The organism is Leisingera sp. SS27, from assembly GCF_028368855.1.
Lineage (GTDB): Bacteria > Pseudomonadota > Alphaproteobacteria > Rhodobacterales > Rhodobacteraceae > Leisingera.
Genome location: NZ_JAQNCY010000004.1, coordinates 287,788 through 306,869 on the forward strand (window position 1 = coordinate 287,788; position 19,082 = coordinate 306,869).

At 60.2% G+C, this 19,082-nt stretch carries 28 protein-coding genes; 9 read left to right on the forward strand and 19 right to left on the reverse strand.

What is annotated here, in order from left to right; all coding sequences use genetic code 11:
- Nucleotides 1–42: 42 nt before the first annotated feature.
- The 3 genes from N6L27_RS11470 to N6L27_RS11480 form a co-directional block, all read right to left on the reverse strand.
- Nucleotides 43–387 carry an antibiotic biosynthesis monooxygenase family protein gene (locus tag N6L27_RS11470; RefSeq protein WP_271907387.1) on the reverse strand — a complete coding sequence of 115 codons (345 nt, stop codon included), beginning with the start codon at nt 385–387 and terminating at the stop codon, nt 43–45.
- A gap of 11 nt (nt 388–398) precedes the next feature.
- A complete protein-coding gene (locus N6L27_RS11475) occupies nt 399–719 on the reverse strand; it encodes an NIPSNAP family protein (protein WP_271907389.1) in 321 nt (106 codons plus the stop codon).
- A gap of 76 nt (nt 720–795) precedes the next feature.
- Entirely contained in the window at nt 796–1,236 is a 441-nt protein-coding gene (locus N6L27_RS11480) for a DUF4399 domain-containing protein (RefSeq protein ID WP_271907390.1), read from the reverse strand.
- 196 nt (nt 1,237–1,432) lie between these two features.
- Here N6L27_RS11480 and N6L27_RS11485 point away from each other — a divergent pair, with 196 nt between their 5' ends.
- The gene (locus N6L27_RS11485; RefSeq protein ID WP_271907391.1) at nt 1,433–2,344 is read left to right on the forward strand and encodes an AEC family transporter; all 912 of its coding nucleotides are present in this window, start codon (nt 1,433–1,435) and stop codon (nt 2,342–2,344) included.
- 163 nt (nt 2,345–2,507) lie between these two features.
- The gene (locus N6L27_RS11490; protein WP_271907392.1) at nt 2,508–3,419 is read left to right on the forward strand and encodes a LysR family transcriptional regulator; all 912 of its coding nucleotides are present in this window, start codon (nt 2,508–2,510) and stop codon (nt 3,417–3,419) included.
- Between the two features lie 173 nt (nt 3,420–3,592).
- On the opposite strand, the gene N6L27_RS11495 is transcribed toward N6L27_RS11490, so the two are convergent.
- Entirely contained in the window at nt 3,593–4,453 is an 861-nt protein-coding gene (locus N6L27_RS11495) for a LysR family transcriptional regulator (protein WP_271907393.1), read from the reverse strand.
- 16 nt (nt 4,454–4,469) lie between these two features.
- Here N6L27_RS11495 and bla point away from each other — a divergent pair, with 16 nt between their 5' ends.
- On the forward strand, nt 4,470–5,480 hold the full coding sequence (gene bla / locus N6L27_RS11500) for a class A beta-lactamase (RefSeq protein WP_271907394.1): 1,011 nt from the start codon (nt 4,470–4,472) through the stop codon (nt 5,478–5,480).
- 162 nt (nt 5,481–5,642) lie between these two features.
- On the opposite strand, the gene N6L27_RS11505 is transcribed toward bla, so the two are convergent.
- From N6L27_RS11505 to N6L27_RS23285, 6 genes are all read right to left on the reverse strand, one after another.
- Nucleotides 5,643–6,509: an OmpA family protein gene (locus N6L27_RS11505; protein ID WP_271907395.1), complete on the reverse strand. Its 867-nt coding sequence runs from the start codon at nt 6,507–6,509 to the stop codon at nt 5,643–5,645.
- Nucleotides 6,510–6,550: 41 nt separating this feature from the next.
- Nucleotides 6,551–7,123 carry a peroxidase-related enzyme gene (locus tag N6L27_RS11510; RefSeq protein ID WP_271907396.1) on the reverse strand — a complete coding sequence of 191 codons (573 nt, stop codon included), beginning with the start codon at nt 7,121–7,123 and terminating at the stop codon, nt 6,551–6,553.
- Nucleotides 7,124–7,128: 5 nt separating this feature from the next.
- Nucleotides 7,129–7,854, reverse strand: a complete 726-nt coding sequence (locus tag N6L27_RS11515) for a GNAT family N-acetyltransferase (protein WP_271907398.1) — start codon at nt 7,852–7,854, stop codon at nt 7,129–7,131.
- Entirely contained in the window at nt 7,851–8,582 is a 732-nt protein-coding gene (locus N6L27_RS11520; RefSeq protein ID WP_271907399.1) for a competence/damage-inducible protein A, read from the reverse strand. Before N6L27_RS11520 ends, N6L27_RS11515 begins: the two co-directional genes overlap by 4 nt.
- A gap of 65 nt (nt 8,583–8,647) precedes the next feature.
- Complete coding sequence (locus N6L27_RS11525) at nt 8,648–8,872, reverse strand: hypothetical protein (RefSeq protein ID WP_271907400.1); 225 nt, start codon at nt 8,870–8,872, stop codon at nt 8,648–8,650.
- A 70-nt stretch (nt 8,873–8,942) separates the two neighbouring features.
- The gene (locus tag N6L27_RS23285) at nt 8,943–9,179 is read right to left on the reverse strand and encodes a TetR/AcrR family transcriptional regulator (RefSeq protein ID WP_442915763.1); all 237 of its coding nucleotides are present in this window, start codon (nt 9,177–9,179) and stop codon (nt 8,943–8,945) included.
- A gap of 92 nt (nt 9,180–9,271) precedes the next feature.
- Between N6L27_RS23285 and N6L27_RS11530 the strand changes: the two genes are divergently transcribed.
- The 4 genes from N6L27_RS11530 (at nt 9,272) to sfsA (ending at nt 10,766) form a co-directional block, all read left to right on the forward strand.
- Nucleotides 9,272–9,592, forward strand: coding sequence for an SDR family NAD(P)-dependent oxidoreductase (locus N6L27_RS11530; RefSeq protein ID WP_271907401.1), 321 nt, complete (start codon nt 9,272–9,274; stop codon nt 9,590–9,592).
- A complete protein-coding gene (locus N6L27_RS11535) occupies nt 9,583–9,720 on the forward strand; it encodes a hypothetical protein (RefSeq protein ID WP_271907402.1) in 138 nt (45 codons plus the stop codon). The genes N6L27_RS11530 and N6L27_RS11535 overlap by 10 nt, the downstream gene beginning before the upstream one ends.
- Before the next feature lie 45 nt (nt 9,721–9,765).
- A complete protein-coding gene (locus N6L27_RS11540) occupies nt 9,766–9,975 on the forward strand; it encodes a hypothetical protein (protein ID WP_271907403.1) in 210 nt (69 codons plus the stop codon).
- 89 nt (nt 9,976–10,064) lie between these two features.
- A complete protein-coding gene (gene sfsA, locus N6L27_RS11545; protein ID WP_271907404.1) occupies nt 10,065–10,766 on the forward strand; it encodes a DNA/RNA nuclease SfsA in 702 nt (233 codons plus the stop codon).
- A 21-nt stretch (nt 10,767–10,787) separates the two neighbouring features.
- Here sfsA and N6L27_RS11550 read toward each other — a convergent pair whose 3' ends face one another.
- The gene (locus tag N6L27_RS11550) at nt 10,788–11,687 is read right to left on the reverse strand and encodes a mechanosensitive ion channel family protein (protein ID WP_271907405.1); all 900 of its coding nucleotides are present in this window, start codon (nt 11,685–11,687) and stop codon (nt 10,788–10,790) included.
- A gap of 144 nt (nt 11,688–11,831) precedes the next feature.
- Here N6L27_RS11550 and map point away from each other — a divergent pair, with 144 nt between their 5' ends.
- Nucleotides 11,832–12,641 (forward strand): type I methionyl aminopeptidase, encoded by an 810-nt coding sequence (gene map, locus N6L27_RS11555; RefSeq protein WP_271907406.1) that lies wholly within the window; start codon nt 11,832–11,834, stop codon nt 12,639–12,641.
- Nucleotides 12,642–12,714: 73 nt separating this feature from the next.
- On the opposite strand, the gene N6L27_RS11560 is transcribed toward map, so the two are convergent.
- From N6L27_RS11560 to N6L27_RS11575, 4 genes are all read right to left on the reverse strand, one after another.
- On the reverse strand, nt 12,715–12,906 hold the full coding sequence (locus N6L27_RS11560) for a hypothetical protein (protein WP_271907407.1): 192 nt from the start codon (nt 12,904–12,906) through the stop codon (nt 12,715–12,717).
- 24 nt (nt 12,907–12,930) lie between these two features.
- Nucleotides 12,931–13,593, reverse strand: a complete 663-nt coding sequence (locus N6L27_RS11565; RefSeq protein WP_271907408.1) for an HAD family hydrolase — start codon at nt 13,591–13,593, stop codon at nt 12,931–12,933.
- 125 nt (nt 13,594–13,718) lie between these two features.
- Nucleotides 13,719–14,279, reverse strand: coding sequence for a 16S rRNA (guanine(966)-N(2))-methyltransferase RsmD (gene rsmD / locus N6L27_RS11570; RefSeq protein WP_271907409.1), 561 nt, complete (start codon nt 14,277–14,279; stop codon nt 13,719–13,721).
- Entirely contained in the window at nt 14,276–15,487 is a 1,212-nt protein-coding gene (locus N6L27_RS11575; RefSeq protein ID WP_271907410.1) for an NAD(P)/FAD-dependent oxidoreductase, read from the reverse strand. The genes rsmD and N6L27_RS11575 overlap by 4 nt, the downstream gene beginning before the upstream one ends.
- 95 nt (nt 15,488–15,582) lie before the next feature.
- Between N6L27_RS11575 and N6L27_RS11580 the strand changes: the two genes are divergently transcribed.
- Entirely contained in the window at nt 15,583–16,071 is a 489-nt protein-coding gene (locus N6L27_RS11580) for a peroxiredoxin (protein ID WP_271907411.1), read from the forward strand.
- 147 nt (nt 16,072–16,218) lie between these two features.
- Here N6L27_RS11580 and N6L27_RS11585 read toward each other — a convergent pair whose 3' ends face one another.
- The 4 genes from N6L27_RS11585 to N6L27_RS11600 are packed head-to-tail and all read right to left on the reverse strand — an operon-like array spanning nt 16,219 to nt 18,988.
- Complete coding sequence (locus N6L27_RS11585) at nt 16,219–16,527, reverse strand: 4a-hydroxytetrahydrobiopterin dehydratase (RefSeq protein WP_039181257.1); 309 nt, start codon at nt 16,525–16,527, stop codon at nt 16,219–16,221.
- The gene (locus N6L27_RS11590) at nt 16,524–17,711 is read right to left on the reverse strand and encodes a GNAT family N-acetyltransferase (RefSeq protein WP_271907412.1); all 1,188 of its coding nucleotides are present in this window, start codon (nt 17,709–17,711) and stop codon (nt 16,524–16,526) included. The genes N6L27_RS11585 and N6L27_RS11590 overlap by 4 nt, the downstream gene beginning before the upstream one ends.
- A 48-nt stretch (nt 17,712–17,759) precedes the next feature.
- Nucleotides 17,760–18,533 (reverse strand): glycerophosphodiester phosphodiesterase family protein, encoded by a 774-nt coding sequence (locus tag N6L27_RS11595; RefSeq protein WP_271907413.1) that lies wholly within the window; start codon nt 18,531–18,533, stop codon nt 17,760–17,762.
- Nucleotides 18,530–18,988 carry a RidA family protein gene (locus tag N6L27_RS11600; protein ID WP_222479067.1) on the reverse strand — a complete coding sequence of 153 codons (459 nt, stop codon included), beginning with the start codon at nt 18,986–18,988 and terminating at the stop codon, nt 18,530–18,532. Before N6L27_RS11600 ends, N6L27_RS11595 begins: the two co-directional genes overlap by 4 nt.
- Nucleotides 18,989–19,082 lie beyond the last annotated feature (94 nt).

Consider the following 19,082-nt stretch of genomic DNA (forward strand, 5'->3'; position numbering starts at 1 on the left):
GCGCTCCGCGGAATCCCTGCAGCATCCAGTCTCCAGACGCGCTCAGCCGTGTGCTGCCACACTGTCCGCCGGGACCTCCTCCCGCACCGCCATGCCATAGTCCCGGATCACCCCGGCGACCCGCAGCCTGTAGTCTGCAAAGATCCCTGCCCGGCCCTTACTCTGTGCCACACGGTGTTCCGCCAGATGACGCCAGCGCTGCACGGCGGCTTCGTCCTGCCAAAAGGATAGCGACAGCAGTTTGTCAGGCGCACTCAGGCTCTGAAATCGTTCAACGGAAATGAACCCCTCCGTCTTTTCCAGCAGTCCGCGCAGCTCTGCAGCAATTTCCAGATAAGCATCCTTCTGTCCCGCGGCGATTTCCACTTCGAATATCACGGCAATCATTTGCGCACCTCTCATCCATCCCCATGCGGCAACGAGACCAGCTTGAGCCAGGTCCGGTCCTCGCGCAGCAAGAACCGGCCCTTTTGCGCAAATTCGTAATTCTCGCGCCCCAATGGGTCTGCCGCCAGACGCGTCCGGTAGGCTTCGTACTCCGCAAGGCTGTCCACGTTGTAGATCCCGTAAGCCAATGTCGAGGAGCCTTCATGCGGCGCATAGTAGCCAACAAGGTCCGCTCCGCAACGCGGGATCGCCTGACCCCAATTTCGGGCGTATTGTTCGAACTGCGCTTTCTTGGCGGGATCGATGTGGTAGCGGATGATGCAAGTCAGCATGTCAGGTCCTTTGATTTCTCAGGACCTCCTGCGTAGCCTGCATCAACCGTCCGAAGCTTCGCCGCGGACCGAAGTGTCACTCCACATTGATCGTAATAACCTGAGACACCACGGGCGTTTCATGCGGCACATGGCTGGCATCGCCAAGCACCAGCTGCAGCGTGTGGCGACCCGGGGACAGCTCAATGACGGTTTCGGTCTGCCCGCCCCCGAAGTGCACATGGTGCTCGTCCGCAGGCAGCCCGTACAGCAACTCATCCGCACCATCCTCGCCCTTGCCAATAGCTGGCCGGTCAATCAGCAGGTGGTGATGGCCGGTATTCTCCTTTTCCAAACCCGCCGGTGAAACCCCCATGCTGGAAAGGCCAAAGATGACAGTCACAGGAGAGGTGACGGTATCTCCATCCATCAGGTTGACGAAATACACCTTGGCATCCGGGTGAGACGGTGTGAGCTCCTGAGCTTCAAGCGGTGCGGCCAGGCAAAGGGCGGCTGCGGCAGCAAACAAAACTTTCATGGCGGATCCTCCAGCAATGTGTTCAACAATCGGAGTAAAGCTAAGCGTTCGGCCGGCGGCAGCAAGCCTTTCGGCCGCGCTGGAGGAACAATTTTGCGTCATCTTCACAGAAGGCCACCGTGGCGGCCCGCATTCCTCTTGCCCGCACACTCCGCGGGCGGCAGTGTTGCACCCGAACCGCAAATCGAGGGCACCCGTGGTATTTGCAGTCATCCTGATGGGCCTGTCTCCCAGCTTCCTGATGGTCGCCCTTGGCGGACTGGTACGCAGGCGGCTGTCACCACACGCCTGGCAAGGCCTGGACAAATTGAACTTTGAGGTGCTGTTTCCAGCCCTGCTGTTCTTTGCCGCCAGTGGCCGCCCGATTGCCTTTTCAGACCTCGGCCGCATCGGACCCGCCGTCTGGAGCATCCTGGCCCTCGCGCTTGCCCTTGGTTTCTTGGCGCGCAGAGCCGGACCGGATAAGTTTCTTGATTTCGCAGGTGCCTGGCAGGCTGCGTGGCGTTTCAACACGGCCATTGCATTTGTCGCCCTGCCATCAATCGGCACGGAGCTGACTGGCCAGATGGCGGTTGCCATCGGCATGGCCGTTCCGGTAGCCAATTTCATGGCTGTCACTGCATTGTCGCGCGGCGGCAGCCTTCCACTGCGTGAAACCGCAGTAAAGATCGCGCTCAATCCGTTTCTGCTGGCATCAGTCGCAGGCGTCGCCGTTGGGCTTTCCGGCTACAGAATCCCTGCCCCGATCCTGGCTCCGGCCGAGATGCTGGCCCATGCCGCGATTCCAATTGCACTGCTGTCGATTGGCGCCACCATGAACTGGAGCGCGCTGGCACGGCTTGATTTCTTCAACGGCTACCTCTGCCTGGTGCGTCTGGTTCTGGTACCCGCCATTGTTCTGGCTGCCTGCCTGCTGCTGGGGACTGATCCTGGCTTTGCATCAGTGCTGGTGCTGTTTGCGGCCTTGCCGACAGCTTCCGCCGCTCATGTGCTCGCATCCGCCTTTGGCGCCGACCGCACGTTGGCTGCCACACTTATTGCGCAATCCACCCTTCTCAGCGCGGTGACACTGCCGCTGTGGATACTCACAATCAGGCTTGTGATTTAAGGTTTCAGTAACCTCCTCAAGATCTTCGTTCCCATCTCGCGGCAGCCGTTTCCACAACGCAAACGATCCCCGCGAAACCTCGTAATTATCCCACCCCCGCCCCGTTCTTGCCCGATTTCACCATCAGGTTCGGGGCAACACGGCTTTACGAGGATGGGTGAAAATGGACCGATTGATGGAAATGGAAGCCTTCGCCAATGTGGTGGATCAAGGCGGCTTCACCGATGCGGCCCGGAAAATGGGGATCTCCAAGTCGGCTGTCTCCAAACATGTCTCCAGCCTGGAGGCGCGCTTGGGCGCGCGGCTTCTCAACCGCACCACGCGCCGGGTGTCACCGACCGAGATCGGCCTTGCATATTACGACCGCGCCCGCAGGGTGCTGAATGATGCAGGCGAAGCGGATGCGCTGGTCACCTCGATGCAATCCGCCCCCTCCGGCCTCCTGCGGATTTCCGTTGCCACCGATTTCGGCGTGAACCATCTGTCGCCGGTGCTGTCGGACTTCCTGCGCGACTTCCCGGATATTACCGTCAACATGGTGCTGAACAACCGCTATGTGGAGCTGATTTCTGAAGGTTTCGACATGGCAGTGCGGATCGGCGAACTGGAGGACAGCAGCCTCCGCGCCCGCAAGCTGACCGAGACAACAAAGCGGATGATCGCCTCTCCAGAGTATCTGGAAAAATTCGGCCGCCCGCAAAAGATCGACGAGTTGAACACCCACAAGCTCCTGCACTACTCCAGTCAATCCAGCGGCAATGTGTGGAAAATTACTGCGCCATCAGGTGAAAAACGTCAGGTGCGCACCTCTGGCTGGCTGTCCGTCAACGACGGTCAATCCCTTCTGAACGCTGCTATCTCCGGCCTCGGCATCGCCTATCTGCCCAGCTACCTTTACTCAGAGGCCCTGGAAGAGGGCCTCGTTGAGGATGTGATGCCCAGCCTGCCGGTGGAAACCCAAGGCATCTATGCGGTCTACCCGCCCGGCAAGTTCACCCAGCCCAAGGTGCGGGCCTTTATCGACTTCCTGGTGGCGGCCTTTGCCGACCGCGACCCGTCTGAATGGAAAACCTGAAACGGTTCAGCAAAACCAAGACCTCCCTCGAAGACCTGCCCCCGCACTGTTTGCGGGGGCTCTTTTGTGCGCCCGGCATTGTCAGTTTCCAATTCCAGAACCCGTGGGGTCTGCCGGCGCTGCCGCAGTGCCTCTCCAGACCGCACCGCTCCGCCTTTACCTTAAACGTGTCCTTACCCGCCTGTCAGCCAGTTCGAAAAACTCCTCATTGCCTCAGTAAACGGACGGTCTGACGGCCAAGCCAGATAGTAGTTACCAGCCGCCACAGTGGCACCGAAAGGCTGTGCGAGACGGCCCTGCTCCAGATAGCGTTCGAACATGCGGACTGGCAGCAGCGCGGCACCTGCACCAGAAGCGGCAAGTTCGGCAAGAGCAATCGAACTGTCCAGAACAGGACCGGTGACAGGAGGACAAGCAGCACCAACCGCGTCAAACCAGCCTGGCCATTCCGCGCTGCGATAGCTCCGCAGCAAAGTAATCGCCCCTAGATCCGCCGGATGCTTCAAGCGCGCGGCAAGGGCAGGCGCGCAGAGAGGTGCCAGTGGCGCCTCCATTAACGGCACCGCATCATGGCCCGTCCAGGCTCCGGATCCGAACCGGATCGCCATGTCGAGCCCTTCGCGCAAAATTTCCACGCGGTTGTTGTTGGTCGATATCCTGAGATCGACTTCTGGGTGCAGCCTGTGAAAGACATCAAGCCGGGGCAGCAGCCAACCGAGCGCAAAGGTAGTGTTCACACCGACTTTCAGCAGCTCAACATCCCGGCGTCCGCCGAGCTGGTCAAGGACACGGGAAATCGCTTCGAAACCATGCTCCAAGACAGGAAACAGCAGCAGCCCCTCATCTGTCGGCATCAAGCCTTGTGGCGTGCGCAAAAAGAGCGTGGCTCCCAGCAGATCCTCCAACCGCGCAATCTGATGGCTAACGGCGGCCTGTGTCACGCGCAGCTCTACTGCAGCCCGGGTAAAACTGCCTTGACGCATGGCAACTTCGAACACCCTAAGAGCGTTCAGCGGCAGATCAGGACGGTCCAATGCATTATCTCACCTAATGGCAGCCTATAAAATTTGTCGTTTGATCCGGAAATTCAAGTTGATTTATGACTTCCGCATGACATCAATTGATGTCCCCACAAAATTGACGCGCCGCTCAGGGCACACTTTCAAAAGGAATTCACTCATGCGGCTCTCCGCCTCCGTCCTGCTGCGCATTGCGGCAGGGATTTCTCTCGGCTTGTCTCTTGCCACCGCTCCCGCTGCGCAGTCGCCCCTCAAGATACTGACCGCTTCTGTCTCTCAAATAGAAGAACGGCTCAAGGGCCGCGTGGGAATTGCACTGGTGGATACAGGTACGGGCAAGGTGTGGTTCCATCGTGCAAACGAGAAGTTCCTCATGAACAGCACTGTGAAGACACCGGTTTGCGGAGCCGTTCTGGCGCGCAGCGATGCAAGAGAATTGTCCCTCTCAGAGCAACTTCCTGTCCGCGAATCCGATCTGCTCTCCTATGCTCCGGTTACCAAGGAACATGCCGGCGGAACCATGACGATTGCAGATCTTTGCCTGGCTGCGCTCGACTGGAGCGACAATACCGCGGCGAACTTGCTGATCTCACGTCTCGGAGGCCCCGATGAGGTCACAAATTTCTTCCGCAGCATCGGCGATACGGTCAGCCGGCTGGACCGGTATGAACCGGAACTGAACGCCTTCGCTCCTGACAGCCCTCTCGACACGACGACACCAGCCGCAATGGCAGAAACGCTGCGCGCCCTTCTGGTTGGCAATGCGCTGTCGGTGTCTTCCCGCAACCTTCTGGCCGAATGGATGAGCCATGGCAATGTGACCAGCACACTGTTGCGAAATAAAGCACCTGCAACCTGGGCGTTTTCAGACAAGTCCGGCGCCGGCAGCCACACCCGAAACATCATTGCGCTTGTCACGCCCGAAGGCCGCGCCCCTTGGGTCGCCGCCATCTATATATCCGACACGGATGCGGATTTCGCGGCGCGCAACACTGCGCTTAAGGAATTAAGCGCAGCAGTTGTTAATGTGATGCGCAACTAGCAAAAGTTCACGACCCGGGATTTCGTCCCAAATGGGTGAAAACCCGCAAGCCCTCAAGACAGCCTGCCGTTCGTCTCAAATTGGGCTGCTTTTTTAAGATGCATTCCATTCCAGTGCTTCCGTAAAAGCGGGTGTTGCGACGCGGATCTCAGGCCAAGAGCCTCAATCGGCCAGCAAAACCGCCTCGACCCGCCGGTTGGCTTCCCGGCCTTCCGGGATCAGATTGCTGGCAATCGGCGCCAGGTATCCGGCGCCTGCAACGTCGATACGTCCTTCGTCCGCTGTGTGAGCTTCTATCAGCCTGTCTTTCACCGACTGCGCCCGGCGCTCCGAAATACCGGCGTTCTGCGCCTGCGAGCCGACTGTATCGGTGTGGCCCACCAGCAGCAGCCGGTACTGCGGGTTGGCGTCTAAAAACACCGCCAGTTCTCTCAGGCTGTCATACTCACCATCGCGCAAGCGGGTGGAACCGCTTTCAAAAACAAGATCGGTCAGCACGGCATGGCCGCGCACTTCCAGAACCTTGGACAGATCAACAGGCCGCGCCGGACCCGTCTCTGATTGCACAAAGGGCTTTTGCACTTCAGCGGCTGCATCCCGCGGTCCTGCACTGATCACTTGAACAAAGGCGGCCTCCCCGGCACGGGACACCAGGACAGAGACTGCCTCTTGCCCGCGGACGGCTGACAAAAAATGGTAGCGGGAAATATCGACCATCATGTCCGGCGCCGGCACCACCTCGATTCCGAACCGGAAGCCAAAGCCGCCGCAATCGCGTGCTGCGCAGTCCAGACGCACCTCATAGCCCTGCTCAACCAGCTGTTCCCGCAGCGGGGCCAGAATCTGCAACACCGTGCCGCTGCCTTCAACGCGCCAGGTCCGACGGTTGATTTGCCCCTCGAACCGCTCAGAGGGCACTTTATCGCCTTGCTCCGGGCCAACGGGCAACTGGTAAACACCAAGCACCGTAGCCCGCTCGGAAACAGCTGCAGAATCAGCAGGCAAAGTAAGCTCGGCCGCGGTCAGCATTCCAGGTAAGAATGCCGCCGCAGCCGCTGCAATCAAACATCTCAACGGCACTGGCTGTGATATTCCGGATTAGGCACCATGGCAGTTGCGCTGGCTACACGATTGGACATGTTGAAGAAACCTGCAACATTCGCGATATCCCAGATATCCCGATCGCTGAAACCCGCATCCCGCAGGGCCTGCCGGTCCGCCTCTTCGATCTCCGCACTCCCCGTGGTCATCTTGGCCGAGAAATCCAGCATCGCGCGCTGACGGGCCTCCAGTGGCGCCACCCGGTAGTTCATCACCAGCATCTCGCCCAGCTGCGGATCGCCAGACAGCTGCCGCACCGCCGCGCCATGTGCAACCAGGCAATAAAAACACCGGTTGATCGACGAGACCACAACCGCAATCATCTCCCGCTCCAGCTTGCTGAGGCCGCTGTCCGCCAGCATCAGATCGTTATACATGGCGGTGAAAGCGTTGAGCTTATCAATATCAAAGGCGTTCGCCTTCAGCACATTTGGCACAAAGCCCAGTTTTTCGACACAGATGTCGAAGTATTTCTGCGTTTCCGGCGGCAGCGGGTCCACCATTGGCAGGTCAAGGGCTGTGGGCTGGGTCTGGTCACTCATGGTGTTCAATCGCCTTGTTGCAAAATCCGGTAGTGATACTCTCCAACACAGTCCATGCCTAGGGAAGCGTAAAGCCCGTTTGCCCCTTCGTTACGCTTCGTGCAAAGAACTGCCAATTCACTGGCGCCATTCTCCAGCGCCCAGAATGCCGCCTGGCGCATCATCCAGGCACCCATGCCAGCCCGGCGCTGATGCGGCAGGATTTCAAGCGCATGCACCATCGCAACCCCGTCGTGAACCGCCACAAAACCAGCGCCCGCCGGTTTGTCCTTATGGCGGGCGAGCAGCCCCGTCTTTGCCCCCTGCACCCGGCACATCACAGCCAGCCGTTCGGGCCCTATGCCGCCCTGCGCCCAGATTTCGCGCTGGATCGCCAGCGGTTCCCAGACGCAAAAGGCAGTGACACGCGGAACGGCGACATCCGTCAACTGCTCCGCCGGGCAGGTCCAGAGGTTGACCGGATCCTTTATCACGTATCCGCGCGCCTCCAGCTGCGCATCAAGCTCGGCCTCGCCATCGCGGATCATGAACAGGCAATCCTGGCCCATCGCACGCATCGCATCTTCAGCCGCACCGATCTCTGCGTCTGAGGCTGCGCCGTTGACTGTCGCCGCCGACACCCGGCTGCCGCCGCCCTGCCCTTCGCGCACCACGACAGGCCCCAGCTCGCGCACCGAAGCAGGCGGCCATGTTGCCTCAGTTACCGCATAGTAACGTGGGTCGGTGGTCACAGCTCCAGCTCCTTTGCCAGTTTGGTCATCGCTGCATCTATGCGGGCGCCATCAGTACCGCGGATGACAATGTTGGCGCCGAATGCACCGTCTTTCTGAAACGGGTAGCAGCCGACCGAAAGATCCTCGTAAGCCTCCGCCAAGGTGCGCAGCGGAGCCGCGATTTCGCCCTCGCCGCGCAGCACCCGAAGGGTCTGCGACAGCATCGGGCGGCCACCGGTCAGAGTCGGCATCACACTGGCCACCATCGCCTGAAATATCATCGGAACCCCGGCCATCACATGCACATTTCCGATAGTAAACCCCGGCGCCGCCGAGACAGGATTGTCAATCAAGGCCGCACCGTCGGGAATTCTCGCCATCCTAAGCCGCGCCTCGTTCATCTCCAGCCCTTGAGTATCGTAATGCGCCTGCAGGATCGCACGGGCGTCGTTGCGCACATCCAGACGCGCCCCAAATGCCTTGGCGATGCAATCCGCAGTGATATCGTCATGGGTCGGCCCGATGCCGCCGCTAGTGAACACATGGTCAAAACCGCCAGACAGTGCCCGCACCGCAGCGATGATCGCGGGTTCGTCATCACTCACAACACGCACTTCTTTCAGGTCGATACCGTGCTTGGTCAGTTCCCCCGCCAGAAAGTGCATATTGGCATCGCGGGTGCGGCCCGACAGGATCTCATCCCCGATAACCAGCATGGCGGCAGTAGGGTTCGGTGTAGCGGACATCAGGCATCTCCCTTTGCTGTTCGTGAAGATACCCCGCAGCCCAGTCGGCACAAGTGCCAAAGCGATTAGGAAAGCCCGGCAGCCGCAGCGTCGAACAGTGCGGCATCTCCCATTGCACGGTCAAGGATCATCGCACCTTCCAGGGTCGCAACCATATGCACCGCGGCCTGTTCGGCAGCTTCTGGCCCCAGCCCCTTCCGGCTGCGAACCTGCTGCAGCCATTCCAGGTCACGCTCAAAAAACCCGCGTGGTGCTGGCCACGAGTGGTGGCAGATCAGCGATCTCGGCACCGAAGAACCGCACAGGCAATCAGGCCTTCCTTCTTCATAGCCGCGCCGCAAGCTGCTGCCTAACGCCTGATCAACTCCGCGGGAGCCGCGCTTTGCGGATCACCCAAGATCTTGAAAAATTATCTGAATACTGCTCAACCAAGGCCTTTCCCGCCGCTTCCTTGGCAGGAAAATGGTAATGGACCGAGGCTGACTTTGTGCCGATTTCGGCAGCGATTTCCCGAAAACTGAAAGCGTTGCAACGACCCAAGCGCGCGGCCTTCTCCGCGACCCCCAGTATACGTTCCGCGGTGTCAGATCCAGGCATGCTCACCTCGTCGCTGCCCTACCTGCAGATAGGTCTTGGCAGAATGGAGCACAATCCACATCTGCCACTTACCAATAGATAGATTAATCGCAATGAGCACTGAGACCGCATTGATCATCGGCGGATCGCCGGGAATGGGTCTGGAAATTGCCCGCCAGCTGGCAAAAACGGGACATCATGTCACCCTGCTCGGTTCGTCTGCTGCCACGCTGGAGGCTGCCGAGACTGAGCTTGGAACCCTCGCAGAGGCCCGGAAAGTTGATTTGATGAACTTCGCAGCCGTTCAGGCGCTGACGGGAGAGCTTAAGGCTGACAGCCGCCATTTCAGCAAACTAGTCAATGCAGCCGGAGTCTTTCCCCCAAGCCGGCTTTGGAGCATGACCCTGAGTATTATAATCGCTACATGGGCCTGAACCGCGCGGCTTTCTTCCTGACAAGGGCAGTTGCAGCCAACATGGCGCACAATGGCGGCGGCGCTATCGTCAACACCGGCTCAATGCGGGCCAAACAAGCAATCGAGGCGGCACCCAGCTCCGCCTAATCAATGGCCAAGGCAGGCTTGCGTGCCCTGACCCAGCACTTGGTTATGGAGCTGGCAGACCATGGTATCCGGGTGAACGCGGTGGCTCCTGCAGTGGTGGTCACCCCGATTTACGGCGCATTTACCGACCCCGCGCAGATCGATGATAAGCTGACAGCCGGCGTCGGCACTTTCCATCCGATTGGACGCGCAGGCTTCCGGCTGACATTGCGGCAACGGTTGTGCACCTGCTGTGCGATAGGGCTGCCTGGGTAACCGGCGCCATCTGGGATGTTAACGGCGGCATCATGGCCGGCCGCAACTAAGACTTTGCCGCAGGGCGGGGCTGATATAGTCATCCGGTTATGAAGTTTTCCCAGCCCCTCATCCCCGCCACTCTTATCCGCCGTTACAAACGCTTTCTTGCAGATTGCCGGCTGGAGGACGGACAGGAAGTTACCGCCCATTGCGCCAACCCCGGCAGCATGATGGGGCTGGCGGAACCGGGCATGAAGATCTGGCTGGAGCCCAACAACGACCCTAAGAAGAAGCTGAAATTCGGCTGGCGGCTGGTGGAGCACTCAGACGGCCATTTCACCGGCGTCGACACGTCGGTGCCGAACCGTGCCTTGCGCTCCACGCTGGAGGCCGGTGCGGTCGCGGACCTTGCCGCTTATCAAACCGTACGCGCCGAGGTGAAATACGGGGAAAACAGCCGCATCGACTTCCTGCTGAGCCAGGACGGGCTGCCAGATTGCTATGTGGAGGTGAAAAGCGTGACACTGTCCCGTGAACCTGGACTGGCTGAGTTTCCCGACAGCGTCACCACCCGCGGCACCAAACATCTGGTGGAGCTGGCCAACATGGTGGCCCAGGGCCACCGGGCTGTCATGCTGTATCTGGTCCAGCGCACCGACTGCGAACGCTTCCAACTGGCCGCCGACATTGATCCGGCCTACGCAGATGCCTTTGCCAGCGCCTATGCCGCCGGGGTAGAGAAACTGGTTCTGGGCACCCGGATTACCCCGCAGGGTGTTGAGGTCGCCGGGCCGCTCTCATCAGAGTAACAACCCGGACCGGGCGGCAGATCAGGCTGCCTGTCCCACTTGCTTTCCGGACCCCTCCTCCTCACGCTCCGGCTGGGCCTGGATCAGCGTACGGGTCGGGAAGGGAATATCCACTCCCGCATCGTCAAGCGCCTCTTTCACCTTGCGCTTCATATCGGCCTGGTACTGAAAGTAGTCCTCAGCGCTGACCCAGACGCGCACCAGAAAATCAACCGAGCTGCTGTTCAGCTCATTGACCTGGATGAACGGCTCCGGATCGCTGTGCGACCGGCGGTCGCCCATGATCGTGTCACGGATCACCCGCTCTGCTGTTGCCAGATTGGCACCGTAACCGACACCAAATGTCCACTCAGCACGGCGGGTGTCGAAAGACGAGTAATTGGTGATCGTGTTACCCCAGACTTCGGAATTCGGGACAATAACCTTGAGATTGGACAGACTGGCAATGACGGTATTGTTCAAGGTGATTTCCTGAACTGTGCCCATCTCGTCGTTCACTGCGATAAAATCGCCCAGCTTGAACGGGCGGAACAGGATGATCATAACCCCTGCCGCCACATTCGACAGTGCCCCCTGCATGGCCAGGCCAATGGCCAATCCGGCAGCACCGATTGCCGCCACAATGGAAGTGGTCTTAACGCCAAAGGTGTTGAGCACGAACAAGGCAGCAAAGGCCAAAATAACGTATCGGGCGAGATTGCCCAGAAAGTGGAACAGGGTCACATCCAGCTTGGCGTTGCTGTCGCCCAACTGCACGATCCGCCGCTTGACCCATCCGGCAACGATGAAGCCGGCCAGAAGAATAATGACTGCAGCCAGAACGCTGCCCAGCGCCTGCGCCAGGAATTCCAAGGTCACCAGATCCGCAATCGTCCTGCCATCATAGATTTCGGTTTGCATAAGACTGTTGAAGCTGTCCATTCCGCTGCGTTCCCCTTGTTGCCAAATCGAATATGCCAACGGTTGAACGCACCGTGGCGGCAAAAGTTCCCGCAACCCCGGTCTGGCCCTTTTGACAGGAACCCCTTACATAGCTACGCAAAGAACGTGATGGAGCTCTGCGTGATGAGATCGAAAGACGGCCGCACTACCAAGGACGGCATCCGCATTCATGAAGCTGGTGACTATGCCGGCATGCACAAGGCGGGTGCGCTTGCCGCGCGCATTCTGGATGACATCGCAGCGCATGTTTTCCCGGGCCAGTCGACCGGCGAGATCGACCGTATCATCACGCAAATGGTCGAGGACGCGGGCGCCAAGTCAGCCACCATCGGCTACAAGGGCTATCAGCACGCCAGCTGTATTTCGGTGAACCATGTGGTTTGCCACGGCATTCCTGGCGACAAGAAACTGAAGGATGGCGATATCCTGAACATCGACGTGACCGTGATCGTTGAGGGCTGGTTCGGCGACACCTCACGCATGTTTGTCGCAGGCAAGCTCAGCCGCAAGGCGGAACGGCTCATTCAAGTCACCCATGATTCGCTGATGGTGGGTATCGAGGCAGTGAAGCCAGGCAACACCTTCGGCGACATCGGCCATGCAATCCAGACCTATGCAGAGGCGCAGCGGATGAGCGTGGTGCGCGATTTCTGCGGCCATGGTCTCGGCACCGTGTTCCACGCGCCGCCCAACGTGCTGCACTACGGCCGTCCTGGTACCGGACCGGTGCTCGAGGAAGGCATGTTCTTCACCATCGAACCCATGATCAACTTGGGCCGCCCGGAAACCAAGATCCTGGCAGACGAATGGACCGCCGTCACCCGCGACAAGTCCCTGTCGGCGCAGTTCGAGCATTCGATTGGAGTCACCGCTGACGGGGCTGAGATTTTCACCCTCTCACCCGCAGGCAAGTTCCACCCGACCTACGGCTAAACTGCAAGGACGGCGGCGGGGGCCAGCCCCCGCACCCCCGGGATATTTTCAGCCAGATGAAGGACTGATCCGGTCAGGACATTGCGTCGTCCTGACCCTCTGCTTTCTGAAACCGCCAGAGCGCCAGCAACAGCGTGCCATCGCCAAGCGGTGTCACAGCATCCTGAATGAACACCGGTGCCCGCAGGCGTTCCGGCTTAGGCCGGCTTTGCGTTTCAGCGTCCTTTGAGTACCGCAGTATGGGTGCGCGCAAGCTCTGTTCCATACGCAGGACCCTACCATAACAGTTTCAGATCGACAAAAGCGCCGGCACTTCTTCCATTCCGGTGAAAACTTCAGCTCCCAATGAAGCGAGCTTCTTGCCGCCGCCTTGCGGCGCAAAGCCCAGACAGCGCATGCCTGCGCGCACTGCCGCTGTCACACCGCTGCCGCTGTTCTCGATCACCAGGCAATCGCGCGCCTGCACTCCAAAGTGGCTGGCCGCCGCCAGAAACAGGCCAGGTTCCGGCTTGGCCACGCCCAGCGCGTGGGCCGAAAACATCGCCAGCGGGTGAAACCGCTCCCACAGCCCGTTCTGGCCCAGGGTAATGCGCATTTTTTCCTCGCTGCCGTTTGATGCAACACACACCGAGATACCTGCAGCATCAAGCCGCGCCAGAAGTCCGGGAATGCCCGGTATCAGCGGCACGCCCTGCTGCAGCCGTGCATAGGTCTCGGTGTTAACTTCCGCGGTCCAGTCTTCCGGCAGTTCCGCGCCCAGCATGCGGGCCTTGGCCATCACCCCGGACATGGTGCCGCCAACGAACAACTCGATCGACTGTTCCATTGTCAGCGCCAGCCCATGGTGGGCCAGGTTTGCAATCAGCACCTGGCTCGACACCGGTTCGCTGTCCACCAAGACGCCGTCGCAAGCAAAGACCACCAGCTTAGGAGTTGGAAAGGTTTTGGGCATGTAAAGGCACCTCATCGCGGGAAAGGCGACACCTGCGCGGCACGCAGGCCCTACTGCTTCACATTACTAGTGCAGCATCTGCCTCGCAGCAAATGAGCGGCAAACTGTATTCTGCCTGCGTCGGCTCAGGCTGCTGCGTCCCGCCACATCAGAGTGATATGGGTATCTCCGTATTTGCGGCTATCCTGCAGTTCAAATCCCTCCAGCACTGCCATCGGGGTGCTTTCCTCCCAGACCACCAGCGCTTCATCGGCCACCCAGCCCCCCGCCACAGCAGCCACCAGCGCCTTCTCCCCCAGGCCTTTACCATAGGGCGGGTCAAGAAAGATCAGGTCATAGGGCGCATGCGGGTTCTGCCCCAGTTTCACCGCATCGCGGCGCGCCAGCGTGCAGCGGCCTTCTGCCTTGCAGATAGCAATGTTCTTCTTGATCAGCCCGCCGGAGACACGCCCATCATCAACAAACACCACTTCCGCCGCACCGCGCGACAGCGCCTCCAGCCCCAAGGCACCGGTTCCTGCGAACAGGTCCAGCACCCGGGCGCCTGGAATGGCGCCTGTATGCATCAGCACGTTAAAAAGGCTTTCGCGCACCCGGTCGGTGGTGGGACGCAGATGAGCGCCTGCATCCCCCTTACCCACCGCGGCCAAGGCCCGGCCGCGGAAATCTCCTGCGATGATCCTCACGCTTTCAGAAGCGGCTTCAGATCCGCGGCTGGGTCGCCCGCAACCGTCTTGTCCGCAGTCTTGCCCGCATCGATCAGGCGCTTGGCGACCATATAAGCACGCGGATCGTTCATCGCGTCCACGGCCACCAGCTGATCGCCCTTGTAGTACCAGAAGGAGACCTGGCTGCCCTCGCCCTGGCGGGTTACCACATTGTCATAGCCGGTGTTCAGGCCTGCGATCTGCAGCTTGACGTCGTATTGATCCGACCAGAACCAGGGTGTCGCGATGTAGTCCTTGTCCGCGCCCAGCATGTTCTGCGCCACCACTTCAGCCTGATCGATGGCATTGGGCACGCTTTCCAGCCGGATCCGGCCGCCCTGGAACGGGAAGGACGCGCAGTCGCCCGCCGACCAGATGGACGCATCGGAGGTGCGGCCCTTGGCATCCACCCTGATACCGTTGTCCAGTTCCAGCCCGGCCATCTCTGCCAACTGCGAGGACGGTGTGATGCCAACACCAACAACAACAAAATCCACGTCCAGAACTTCGCCGCCGCTCAGCACAGCGCGGGTGACCGCGCCGCCTTCGCCTTCCAGCCGCTCCAGGCCGACACCCTCGCGGATATCCACGCCGTGCGAAGTGTGCAGGTTGCGGAAGAAATCAGAGGTTTCCGGCGCCGCAACCCGCTGCAGGATGCGGTCGGCCATCTCAACAAGGGTCACCTTGACACCGCGCTTGGCACAGACTGCTGCCGCCTCCAGCCCGATATAGCCGCCACCGACGATCAGCGCGCGCTTGCCCTCAGTGACATTGGGCGCCATCGCGTCCACGTCCGTCAGGCCCCGCACAACGTAAACGCCGTCCAGATCACCGCCAATCGCAGCAGGCAGGCGACGCGGGTCGGACCCTGTGGTCAGCGCCAGCTGGTCGTAAGAGATCACCTCATCACCCAGCGAGACCGTCTTGGCCGCAGGATCAATTCCGGTGACGTGCCGGCCCAGCTTCAGGGTAATGTTGTTGTCGATGTAAAAACTTTCAGGGCGAAGAAACAGCCGCTCCAGCTCCATCTCACCCAGCAGGTATGCCTTGGACAACGGCGGCCGCTGATAGGGCAGCGCTGCTTCCGCACCGATCAGGGTGATCTCCCCGTCAAACCCATCCTTGCGCAGCTTTGCCACCAGCGAGGATCCTGCCTGCCCCGCTCCAATCACGACGATATGGGACATATCCCCTTGCCTCCCGCAATAGTTCCCGTCACGCTTTCACCGGACCCTATATACCCGGGGCCCCAAAACGCAATCAGGAGAAAGAGGAACGTGCAATGATTTCTGTTGGAGACCAGCTGCCGGACGCGACACTGACACGGATTGGGGAGGACGGCCCTGAACAGGTGCAGCTCGCGGACAAGCTGAAAGGGCGCAAAGTTGTGATTTTTGCGGTTCCCGGTGCCTTTACCAGCACCTGCCATTCCGCCCATGTGCCCAGCTTCATCCGCACCAAAGACCAGTTCGCCGCCAAAGGCGTCGAGGAGATCATCTGCCTGGCCGGCAATGATCCTTTCGTGATGTCGATCTGGGGCGACAACACCGGTGCCACCGAAGCCGGCATCACAATGCTGTCGGATGCCGAATGCAGCTTTACCGAGTCCATCGGCATGCGTTTTGACGCCCCGCCGGCAGGTCTTATCGGCCGCTCCCTGCGCTATGCAATGCTGGTGGAAGACGGCGAAGTGAAGATCCTCAACAAGGAAGAAAACCCCGGTCAGTGCGAACTGTCCGCAGGCGAAGGCCTACTGGAGTCCATGGGCTGAAGCTGAGTTTCTGGCGGCCGCCGGAGCAGGCGGCCGCCGCGCCAACCTCTTAATATTTGGTAAAAAATAAGGTCATAATCACTGCCGGAATGTTTCGCGCGCGAAACATTTGGACAGAATTTCTGACCTACTTTCAACCGGCAAGCATCACTCCTGCGGCTCGCCGAACAGCCCATCCATCTTGCGCGCCAGCTTGGCGTCCTGGGCGCTGATCCCGTCGACATCATGGGTGGTCAGCACAACCGTCACCCGGTTGTAGACATTGCTCCATTCAGGATGGTGGTTCCATTTCTCAGCCCAGATCGCGGCACGGGTCATCCAGCCAAAGGCATCCGCGAAATTGCTGAACTTGAAGGTCTTGGTGATGGCGTCACGGCCTTCCACCATCTCCCAGCCGGTGGCGAACAGCGGCTCCAGCAGCGGGCCGCGGGTGGCGTCGGACAGTTTTTCCGTCATTCTTGCTCCTCCACATTGGCTTTGCGGAACGGGCCGTAATCGGTCAGGATTTCGATATCTTCCTCGGTGGCGGCCCGCTCAGCCTTGAGGTAGCGTCCAACGGCCCCGGCAAACCCGGGATCGCCGATCCAGTGCAAGCTGTGTGTCTGGCACGGCATATAGCCGCGTGCCAGCTTGTGTTCACCTTGTGCGCCGGCTTCCGCCCGGTCAAGGCCCAAAGCGATCGCCAGTTCTATGGCCTGATAATAGCACAACTCGAAATGCAGGCAGGCATGCTGTTCGACGCAGCCCCAGTAGCGGCCGTAAAGCGTTTTGCGGCCAATGAAATTCAGCGCCCCAGCGACGTAGCGTCCGTTGCGCTCCGCCAGAATCAGAGCGATGTCATCCGCCATCGTCCTGTGGGCAATGTCAAAGAAGTGCCGTGTCAGATAGGGGGAGCCCCATTTTCGCGCGCCGGTGTCCTGGTAGAACTCCCAGAAAGCATCCCAGTGCTCCGGACGCAGGTCACTGCCTTGGTACACGCGGATATCGCCGCCAAAACACTGCGCCTGCATCCGCTCCTTGCGGATGTTCTTGCGCTTGCGCGAGGACAGGGCCCGCATGAATGCCTCGAAATCAGCGTAGCCATCATTCTGCCAATGAAACTGCTGCGTCGTGCGCTGCATCAGGCCCATTTCCTCACCCAGCCGCGCCTCATCCTGGGTGCAGAAGGTCACATGCAGCGACGACAGGTTGTTGTCAGCTGCCAGTTGCACCGCCCCCTGCAGCAACGCCGAATGACCGATGCCGTCAAAACCAGGGCGCACCAGGAACCTGCGGCCTGTGGCGGGGGTAAAAGGCACCGCAATCTGCAGCTTGGGGTAATAATGGCCGCCCGCCTGCTCATAGGCATGCGCCCAGTTGTGGTCAAAGATATATTCGCCCTGGCTGTGCCCCTTGGCATAAAGCGGGGCACACGCAATCAGACGGCCCTCCTGATAGGCGGTCAGATACTGCGGCTGCCATCCGGTGCCCGGCCCGACTGAGCCGCTGTCCTCCAGCGCGCTGAGAAAGCGGTGGGATGTGAAAGGGTCCAGAGGATGGCCGCCGTCCGCGGCTTCGGGACAAGCGCAGGCATCCCAGTCCGCTGCCGTGATCTGAGACAGCGACGCCAGCACCCGGATGTCGATTTGCGCCTGAGCCATGCAATTCCTCCGCACCGTTTTTCAGATGTGGGGTGCAGACCAGACCGATCAAGATGTTAGCGGCGAAAGGTACTGTTCAAATGTCACATTGTCGGCAAAGGCCCGCGCCGCGGATTCCTCAGCCGCCGATCTGATGGTCCAGCACAGCACCGGCACCCCGCTGCTGCGCAGCGACTGAACCCGCGGCCGTGCCAGGTCGCTTGCCTCGTGGCTGATAAAGCTGGAACCGCTGCGGTCAAAATCCGGAATGCCGCGCAGGTCATCGCAGACTGCCTTGGGCAACTCCGGCCAGTCCGCCGGATCATAGGCACTGGTGGTGATGCCGCGGGCAATATCCGGTGCCAGAGAGGCCAGTGCTGCCACGGAGTTAGGATTGAAGGACATCAGCGCTACCGGGCCGGTGTAGCCATGCAGCGCTTCCACCGTGGCACGCTCCAGAACACCATCGGCAATCCCCATCTCCCCCTGCTGGTCCTTCAGTTCAATCAGCAGCGGTACCCGGCCTGCAACCAGGTCCAGCACCTCTGCAAGATCAGGAATGCCTTCACCATCACCGCCCTTTAGCGGAACCGAGCCTAACGCCTCACGGGTCAGCGCACGAACCGGGCCAGAGCCTTCGGCCAGCCGGTCCAGTTGATAGTCATGAAAAACCATTGCGCAGCCGTCCTTGGACAGCTGCAGGTCAATCTCGATCCCGTAGCCTGCCGCAATTGCTGCACGGATGGCAGCCCGGCTGTTCTCCGGACGCCCGTCCGCAACATCATGCAAGGCACGGTGGGCCAGCGGGACGGTCAGGAATGCGGCAGGCAGGGACCGTGTCATTTGATCTGGAACACGCCGTCGATTTCAACGGCAACGCCCAGCGGCAGCGACGGCGAGCTGACGGCGGACCGCGCATGTCGTCCGATGTCGCCCAGCGCTTCGACCAGGAAGTCGGAGGCGCCGTTCACCACCTGCGGCTGCTGGGTGAAATCAGCGGTTGAATTCACGAAGGCGCCCAGTTTCACAACGCGGACCAGACGGTCCAGATCGCCGCCGCAGGCTGCCTTCAGCTGTGCCAGCAGCGCAATCGCGCAGCGCTTGGCAGCAGCCTGGCCTGCATCGACGTCCATGTCGGCCCCCAGGGTGCCGGTGATCAGCCCGTTTTCATCCGCAGAAATCTGACCGGAGATATAGACCATGTCGCCCGCCACCACATAAGGCACATAGTTGGCTGCCGGTGCCGGCGCGTCAGGCAGGGTCACACCCAGCTCTTTCAGTTTTGCTTCGATGCTCATGGCGCATTCCTCCGAGTCTTCAATTGCCGGGACGCTACCCGCCCCGGCAGGTTTCGGAAAGGGAAAATGCGGTGCCCCATCGCAGCTTTCCGCA

Excerpts from the sequence above, each read along its gene's own strand:
- N6L27_RS11470 (WP_271907387.1), bottom strand. The coding sequence starts at position 387 with ATGATTGCCGTGATATTCGAAGTGGAAATCGCCGCGGGACAGAAGGAT.
- N6L27_RS11475 (WP_271907389.1), bottom strand. The coding sequence starts at position 719 with ATGCTGACTTGCATCATCCGCTACCACATCGATCCCGCCAAGAAAGCG.
- N6L27_RS11480 (WP_271907390.1), bottom strand. The coding sequence starts at position 1,236 with ATGAAAGTTTTGTTTGCTGCCGCAGCCGCCCTTTGCCTGGCCGCACCG.
- N6L27_RS11490 (WP_271907392.1), top strand. The coding sequence starts at position 2,508 with ATGGACCGATTGATGGAAATGGAAGCCTTCGCCAATGTGGTGGATCAA.
- bla (WP_271907394.1), top strand. The coding sequence starts at position 4,470 with ATGGCAGCCTATAAAATTTGTCGTTTGATCCGGAAATTCAAGTTGATT.
- N6L27_RS11505 (WP_271907395.1), bottom strand. The coding sequence starts at position 6,509 with ATGCTGACCGCGGCCGAGCTTACTTTGCCTGCTGATTCTGCAGCTGTT.
- N6L27_RS11510 (WP_271907396.1), bottom strand. The coding sequence starts at position 7,123 with ATGAGTGACCAGACCCAGCCCACAGCCCTTGACCTGCCAATGGTGGAC.
- N6L27_RS11520 (WP_271907399.1), bottom strand. The coding sequence starts at position 8,582 with ATGTCCGCTACACCGAACCCTACTGCCGCCATGCTGGTTATCGGGGAT.
- N6L27_RS23285 (WP_442915763.1), bottom strand. The coding sequence starts at position 9,179 with ATGCCTGGATCTGACACCGCGGAACGTATACTGGGGGTCGCGGAGAAG.
- N6L27_RS11530 (WP_271907401.1), top strand. The coding sequence starts at position 9,272 with ATGAGCACTGAGACCGCATTGATCATCGGCGGATCGCCGGGAATGGGT.
- N6L27_RS11535 (WP_271907402.1), top strand. The coding sequence starts at position 9,583 with ATGGGCCTGAACCGCGCGGCTTTCTTCCTGACAAGGGCAGTTGCAGCC.
- N6L27_RS11540 (WP_271907403.1), top strand. The coding sequence starts at position 9,766 with ATGGAGCTGGCAGACCATGGTATCCGGGTGAACGCGGTGGCTCCTGCA.
- sfsA (WP_271907404.1), top strand. The coding sequence starts at position 10,065 with ATGAAGTTTTCCCAGCCCCTCATCCCCGCCACTCTTATCCGCCGTTAC.
- N6L27_RS11550 (WP_271907405.1), bottom strand. The coding sequence starts at position 11,687 with ATGGACAGCTTCAACAGTCTTATGCAAACCGAAATCTATGATGGCAGG.
- map (WP_271907406.1), top strand. The coding sequence starts at position 11,832 with ATGAGATCGAAAGACGGCCGCACTACCAAGGACGGCATCCGCATTCAT.
- N6L27_RS11560 (WP_271907407.1), bottom strand. The coding sequence starts at position 12,906 with ATGGAACAGAGCTTGCGCGCACCCATACTGCGGTACTCAAAGGACGCT.
- N6L27_RS11565 (WP_271907408.1), bottom strand. The coding sequence starts at position 13,593 with ATGCCCAAAACCTTTCCAACTCCTAAGCTGGTGGTCTTTGCTTGCGAC.
- N6L27_RS11575 (WP_271907410.1), bottom strand. The coding sequence starts at position 15,487 with ATGTCCCATATCGTCGTGATTGGAGCGGGGCAGGCAGGATCCTCGCTG.
- N6L27_RS11580 (WP_271907411.1), top strand. The coding sequence starts at position 15,583 with ATGATTTCTGTTGGAGACCAGCTGCCGGACGCGACACTGACACGGATT.
- N6L27_RS11585 (WP_039181257.1), bottom strand. The coding sequence starts at position 16,527 with ATGACGGAAAAACTGTCCGACGCCACCCGCGGCCCGCTGCTGGAGCCG.
- N6L27_RS11590 (WP_271907412.1), bottom strand. The coding sequence starts at position 17,711 with ATGGCTCAGGCGCAAATCGACATCCGGGTGCTGGCGTCGCTGTCTCAG.
- N6L27_RS11595 (WP_271907413.1), bottom strand. The coding sequence starts at position 18,533 with ATGACACGGTCCCTGCCTGCCGCATTCCTGACCGTCCCGCTGGCCCAC.
- N6L27_RS11600 (WP_222479067.1), bottom strand. The coding sequence starts at position 18,988 with ATGAGCATCGAAGCAAAACTGAAAGAGCTGGGTGTGACCCTGCCTGAC.